The sequence below is a fragment of the Streptomyces graminilatus genome, from assembly GCF_001418565.1.
In the GTDB taxonomy this organism is placed as follows: domain Bacteria; phylum Actinomycetota; class Actinomycetes; order Streptomycetales; family Streptomycetaceae; genus Streptomyces; species Streptomyces graminilatus.
Genome location: NZ_LIQQ01000301.1, coordinates 1 through 6,435, shown reverse-complemented (window position 1 = coordinate 6,435; position 6,435 = coordinate 1). Strand labels below are relative to the sequence as shown.

Genomic DNA, 6,435 nt, shown 5'->3' with positions numbered 1-6,435 from the left:
GGCCGGCGGTGGGGGATTCGCCGTCAGGGCCTGGCTGCCGTGGGGTGCCTGACGGCGCCTCTTTGAAACGGCACCTCTTAAAGAGGGTGCTCGACGGCGCCTCTTCAAGAAGAGGGTGTTTTCAGGCGCGTACCGTACGCGGCACCACCCGTTGTCCCGCCGCCCCGTAGACCCAGGCCGAGGTCTCCTCGATGAACTCGGTCGGGAAGCCCGGCCGGAACCCGGTCGTCTCGTCCAGTTTCGCCACCAGGTCGGCGGGAAGCGCCAGTTCGGCCGCGCCGAGATTCTCGGTGAGCTGCTCGACCCGGCGCGCGCCGAGGACCGGGTGCACGGCGGGGGAGTGCGCCATGGTCCACGCGATGGCCACCTGCGCCGGGGTCGCGCCGAGTTCGTCCGCCGCCGACTGCACCGCCCGCGCCACCGTGTGCTCACGTTCGCCGATCGCGTCCGCGGACAGCCGTACCGACTCGTCGGGGGCGATGCCCCGCGCGCGTGTGTACTTACCGGACAGGATGCCGTTGTGCAGCGGGCTCCAGGCCGCCACCGACATCCCGAACGCCTCGGCCATCGGCAGCAGTTCGCGCTCGACGTCCCGGTTGAGCAGGCTGTACGGCACCTGGAGCGCGGCGAACTGGGACCAGCCCCGCCACTCCGCCAGGGTGTTCGCCCGGGACACCACCCAGGCCGGGGCGTCCGAGATGCCGACGTACAGCACCTTCCCGGAGCGCACGGCGTCGTCGAGGGCGCGCATGGTCTCCTCGACGGGCGTGGCCCGGTCCCAGATGTGCACCCAGTAGATGTCGACGTAGTCCGTGCGGAGCCGGCGAAGGCTCGTCTCCAGGGACAGCGCGAGGTTCTTGCGGTGGTTGCCGGCGGCGTTGGGATCCGCGCCGTCCCGCGAGATCGTGTACTTCGTGGACAGTACGAGCCGGTCGCGCCGTCCTCTGAGGAGTTCGCCCAGGATCGTCTCGCTCGCGCCACCCCGGTAGTTGATCGCGGTGTCGACGACATTCCCGCCGGCGTCCTCGTACGCGTCGAGGATGCGCGCGCACTCCGCCCTGGGCGCCCCCACTCCGCCCTGGTCGCCGAAGGTCATGGCGCCCAGGAAGAGCTCGGAGACCCGCAAGCCGGTCCGGCCCAGCAGTCGGTAGCGCACGAAATGCCTCTCACTTCACGGGAGTTCAGGTCGGCAATGTAGCCCGCGACAGCCAGGTTCGCCCGGGCGCCGCACAACCGTGATTACGTAGATCCATGACCGTGATCAGACTGCTCCTCGTCGACGACGACCCCCTCGTACGGGCGGGCCTGTCCCTCATGATGGGCGGCGCCGACGACATCGAGATCGTCGGGGAGGCGGCCGACGGCGGCGAGGTCGAGGCGCTCGTCGGCCGCACCGGCCCGGACGTCGTACTCATGGACATCCGGATGCCGACGGTGGACGGCCTCGCCGCCACCGAACGTCTGCGGGCCCGCGCGAACGCCCCGCAGGTCGTGGTCCTGACCACCTTCCACGCCGACGACCAGGTGCTGCGCGCCCTGCGCGCGGGCGCCGCCGGCTTCGTCCTCAAGGACACTCCGCCGGCCGAGATCCTCGATGCGGTACGCCGGGTCGCGGCCGGCGACCCCGTCCTGTCTCCCGCCGTGACCCGCCAGTTGATGGCCCACGCGGCGGGCGGCACGGCCGACACCCGGCGCAAGGGCGCCCGGGAGCGGATCGGCGCGCTGAACGACAGGGAACGCGAGGTGGCGGTCGCCGTAGGCCAGGGCAGGTCGAACGCCGAGATCGCCGCAGCCCTGTTCATGAGCGTCGCCACCGTCAAGACGCACGTCTCCCGCATCCTCGCCAAGCTGGACCTCAACAACCGGGTACAGATCGCCCTGTTGGCGTACGACGCCGGACTCCTGGAGGAGAACGGGCAGGACGGGAACTGAGCCGGCAACGGCACACGTTGCCCATGCGGGCACCCCGTGGCCCGCCAGGAGCCATCCGGCCTTCGGTCACGGCCTCCGCTACCGCCGCTCCGGGGCGTGCCGCCGCGCGGGGTGCGGAGCCTGCCGGTGCGGTGGCGGCCGGCAGCACGGGAACGCGCGGCGGTCCGGAACCCTCTGCGGCCGGGGAGGCCCGACAGTCCGGGGGCGCCTGGCCGGCCGGCGAGGCCCGGGGGCGGACGTTCGCCGCCGTTCTCACCGGATCCCGGCTTCAGCCGCCCTGGATCTCCGCGAGACGTACGGGCCGGTGCTCCCGTCGGGACAGTTCGCAGGCCTCGGCGACGCGCAGCGCCTGGAGTGCCTCGCGGCCGTCGCAGGGGTTGGCGCGCTCACCGCGCACCACCTCGACGAAGGCCGACAGCTCGTCCTCGTAGGCGGGGCCGAAGCGCTCCAGGAAGCCGGTCCACGGCTTGCTCGCGGCCGGCGGTCCGGCCGGTTCGGTGGACGCGATGGGCGTACGGTCGTCCAGGCCGACGCCGACCTGGTCCAGCTCTCCGGCCAGCTCCATGCGGACGTCGTAGCCCGCGCCGTTCATCCGGGTCGCCGTCGCCGTGGCGAGCGTGCCGTCGTCCAGGGTGAGGACGGCGGCGGCCGTACCGATGTCGCCCGCGTCGCGGAACATCGAGGGCCCGGCGTCCGACCCCGTCGCGTACACCTCGGCGATCTCGTGCCCGGTCACCCAGCGCAGGGCGTCGAAGTCGTGGATCAGGGTGTCCCGGTAGAGCCCGCCGGACAGCGGCAGATACTCGGGCGGGGGCGGCGTCTGGTCCGACGTCATCATCCGGACGGTGTGCAGCCGGCCGAGCTTCCCCGAGCGCACGGCGTCGCGGGCGCCCGTGTAGCCGGTGTCGAAGCGGCGCTGGAAGCCCATCTGAAGGATGGTGCCAGCCGCCTCCACCTCGGCGATCGCGGCCAGCGTGGCAGGCAGATCGAGTGCTATGGGCTTCTCGCAGAACACCGGGAGACCCGAGCGTGCCGCCCGGCCGATCAGTTCGGCGTGGGCCGAGGTGGCGGCCGTGATCACCACGGCGTCCACGCCCCAGGTGAAGATCTCGTCGACACCCGGCGCCGCCGTGGCTCCTAAGCGGTGCGCGAGATCCTGCGCCCGCCCGTAGTCCGCGTCCGTGACGATGAGGGAGCCCCCTACCTCGCGGTGGCGGCTGAGGGTGTTCGCGTGGAATGTACCGATGCGGCCCGTGCCGATGACTCCGATGCGCATGAGAACCAAACTGGGGTCCGACCAGGCACGCTGTCAATGTGTATGTCCGGACAATCAGACCGCACAACTTCCCGTCAACAATCCCCGGAGCTACGCTCGGGCCGTGCCGAAACCAGATGTGGATCCGACAGTGCCGCTGGAACTCAGAGTGGACCGGAGCAGTCCGGTACCGCTCTACTTCCAGCTGTCCCAGCAGCTCGAAGCCGCCATCGAGCGCGGCGCACTCACCCCCGGCAGTCTGCTGGGCAACGAGATAGAGCTGGCCGGGCGGCTCGGTCTGTCCCGCCCCACGGTGCGCCAGGCCATCCAGACCCTGGTGGACAAGGGCCTGCTCGTACGCCGCCGGGGCGTCGGCACACAGGTCGTGCACAGCCAGGTCAAGCGCCCCCTGGAACTGAGCAGCCTGTACGACGACCTGGAGGCGGCGGGCCAGCGCCCCGCGACCCAGGTCCTCGTCAACACCGTCGTACCGGCCTCCGCCGAGGTCGCCGCCGCGCTCAACGTGGCCGAGGGCAGCGACGTACACCGCGTGGAACGGCTGCGGATGGCGCACGGCGAGCCCATGGCCCACCTCTGCAACTATCTGCCGCCCGGCCTGTTCGACCTGGACACCGGCCAACTGGAGGCCACCGGCCTGTACCGGCTGATGCGCGCCGCCGGAATCACCCTGCACAGCGCCCGCCAGTCGATCGGCGCGCGCGGAGCCGCCCCGGAGGAGGCGGAACGCCTCGCGGAGCAAGCGGGCGCCCCCCTGCTGACCATGCAGCGCACCACCTTCGACGACACAGGCCGAGCCGTCGAATTCGGCACCCACACCTACCGCCCGACGCGCTACTCGTTCGAATTCCAGCTTCTGGTACGCCCCTGAAGGGAGGGCGCAGCCCCCTTCAGGGGCGCGGGGAACTGCGCGATCAACCACGACGCACCCGCACCCGGCGAACAACCGCACCGCCCCGCCGCTCCCCCGCACCGCCTCCGCCTCGCCGGTGAGGCAGAATCACTCACGATGAGCAGCTACCGCGACCTCGCACTCCCCAGGGCACTGGCCGGCACCGCCCGAGAGGGCGGCGCCCCCATCGGCTCCCGCAGAGCCCCGGCCCTGCGCACCGTCGGCACCCGCGAGCGCCGTTCCCACCTCACGGCCCCCCGCGTGCCCACCGTCGGCATCGACATCGGCGGCACGAAGGTGATGGCGGGAGTCGTCGACGCCGACGGCAACATCCTGGAGAAGATCCGGACCGAGACGCCGGACAAGTCCAAGAGCCCCAAGGTCGTCGAGGACACCATCACCGAGCTGGTCCTCGACCTGTCCGACCGGCACGACGTGCACGCCGTCGGCATCGGCGCGGCCGGCTGGGTCGACGCCGAACGTAGCCGCGTCCTGTTCGCCCCGCATCTGTCCTGGCGCAACGAGCCCCTGCGCGACCGCCTCGCGGGCCGGCTGGCCGTCCCCGTACTGGTCGACAACGACGCCAACGCCGCCGCCTGGGCGGAGTGGCGCTTCGGCGCGGGGCGCGGCGAGGACCACCTCGTCATGATCACGCTCGGCACCGGTATCGGCGGCGCCATCCTGGAGGACGGCCAGGTCAAGCGCGGCAAGTTCGGCGTAGCAGGCGAGTTCGGCCATATGCAGGTGGTGCCCAGCGGCCACCGCTGCCCGTGCGGCAACCGCGGCTGCTGGGAGCAGTACAGCTCCGGCAACGCGCTGGTCAGGGAGGCCCGCGAACTCGCGGCGGCCGACTCCCCGGTGGCGTACGGCATCATCGAGCACGTCAAGGGCAACATCGCCGACATCACCGGCCCGATGATCACCGAGCTGGCCCGCGAGGGCGACGCCATGTGCATCGAGCTGCTCCAGGACATCGGCCAGTGGCTCGGCGTCGGCATCGCCAACCTGGCCGCCGCCCTCGACCCCTCCTGCTTCGTCATCGGCGGTGGCGTATCCGCGGCCGACGACCTGCTCATCGGCCCCGCCCGGGACGCCTTCCGCCGCCACCTCACCGGCCGCGGCTACCGCCCCGAGGCCCGTATCGCTCGCGCCCAGCTCGGCCCCGAGGCCGGCATGGTGGGAGCCGCCGACCTCGCCCGGCTGGTCGCCCGCCGCTTCCGGCGCGCCAACCGGCGCCGCGTCGAGCGGTACGAGCGCTTCGAGAAGTTCGTCGAGAACACCCGCCGTACCACCCAGGGGCCCCGGTGACCGCCTCCCTGCCCCGCCAGGCCATGGCTCCGGACGCCCCGCCCGGGCCGCCCGAGGACCGCGGACACAAGATCCGCCGCCGTGCCCTGACCCTGCTGATCATCGTGCTGCTCATCGGTGTCCCGGCCGGCTATCTGGTGATCTCCGCCAACCAGAGCCGCGACAGCGGCAAGGACAAGGAACGCAAGTGGGCGGCGCGCGGGCTCACCGAGGACTGGCCCTCGAAGGTCCAGCGCCACATCTACGAGGTGCCCATCCCGCGCAAGGCCGACGGCAAGGGAATCCTGTCGACGAAGGTCGCCTACTACGAGACGAACAACTGGCGCACCAGCCGCCTGTACGTCCAGTTCATGACCACGAACGCGGGGCTGGACTTCTTCTTCAAGGCGATGGGCGTCCCGCGCGCGGGCCTGAAGAAGGACCAGCTCTCCATCAGCGCCCGTGACCGGAAGATCGTCGGCTGGGAGTTCAAGGAGCCGGGCCCGTGGTGGGGTCTCGCCCACCGCCAGAAGGACCCGGCGCCCACGCAGCACATCGTCGTGAAGTGGGCGCGCCCCAACCACTACATGGTGTACGTCGTCTCGCGCACGACACCCTGACCGGCCGTACGACCGGCTCCGGCCCGTCTCCGCGACCGATTGTCAGACCCCGCCCGTACAGTCGAAGACGTCCGACTCGACGGACATGACACGAGGGCGGGAGGTGACGTACGCATGAGCGACAGGACGTCGGCGACAACGGTGGACGACGTGGCGGACGCGGCGGCCGTGTCCGTGCGCCTCGCGGCCGTCTTCCTGCCCGCCCCCCTCCCGCGCGAGGGCCGCATCGCCTTCTGGGACCCGGCGGGCGACACGGACCTGGGGGACGGGCACGACGGGAGCGACGGGCGTACGGAACGCACGGGACTGACGGAACTCACGGTCGTACGACGACACGGCACCGGTGTCCGCCGCCGGACCGCCCCCGCGCTGACCCTGCCCGTCGCCGCCGCGCTGCCGCTGCTCGTACGGGCCCGCCGCGACCCCGCCGC

6 protein-coding genes and 1 pseudogene are annotated in these 6,435 nt (G+C 71.8%); 5 read left to right on the top strand and 2 right to left on the bottom strand.

What is annotated here, in order from left to right:
- Positions 1-121: 121 nt before the first annotated feature.
- Positions 122-1,156 carry an aldo/keto reductase gene (locus AOK08_RS24915; protein ID WP_055530016.1) on the bottom strand — a complete coding sequence of 345 codons (1,035 nt, stop codon included), beginning with the start codon at positions 1,154-1,156 and terminating at the stop codon, positions 122-124.
- A 95-nt stretch (positions 1,157-1,251) separates the two neighbouring features.
- Between AOK08_RS24915 and AOK08_RS24910 the strand changes: the two genes are divergently transcribed.
- Entirely contained in the window at positions 1,252-1,932 is a 681-nt protein-coding gene (locus tag AOK08_RS24910; RefSeq protein WP_198539382.1) for a response regulator transcription factor, read from the top strand.
- A gap of 268 nt (positions 1,933-2,200) precedes the next feature.
- On the opposite strand, the gene AOK08_RS24905 is transcribed toward AOK08_RS24910, so the two are convergent.
- Positions 2,201-3,208, bottom strand: coding sequence for a Gfo/Idh/MocA family protein (locus tag AOK08_RS24905; protein WP_055530009.1), 1,008 nt, complete (start codon positions 3,206-3,208; stop codon positions 2,201-2,203).
- Between the two features lie 130 nt (positions 3,209-3,338).
- On the opposite strand from AOK08_RS24905, the gene AOK08_RS24900 reads away from it, so the two are divergent.
- From AOK08_RS24900 to AOK08_RS24885, 4 genes and pseudogenes are all read left to right on the top strand, one after another.
- Positions 3,339-4,076, top strand: a complete 738-nt coding sequence (locus AOK08_RS24900) for a GntR family transcriptional regulator (protein WP_107101036.1) — start codon at positions 3,339-3,341, stop codon at positions 4,074-4,076.
- Positions 4,077-4,214: 138 nt separating this feature from the next.
- The gene (locus tag AOK08_RS24895) at positions 4,215-5,405 is read left to right on the top strand and encodes an ROK family glucokinase (RefSeq protein WP_055530005.1); all 1,191 of its coding nucleotides are present in this window, start codon (positions 4,215-4,217) and stop codon (positions 5,403-5,405) included.
- Positions 5,402-6,004, top strand: a complete 603-nt coding sequence (locus AOK08_RS24890) for a hypothetical protein (protein WP_055530003.1) — start codon at positions 5,402-5,404, stop codon at positions 6,002-6,004. The genes AOK08_RS24895 and AOK08_RS24890 overlap by 4 nt, the downstream gene beginning before the upstream one ends.
- Before the next feature lie 114 nt (positions 6,005-6,118).
- Positions 6,119-6,435: pseudogene (locus tag AOK08_RS24885) on the top strand (ATP-dependent helicase); the annotation flags it as partial.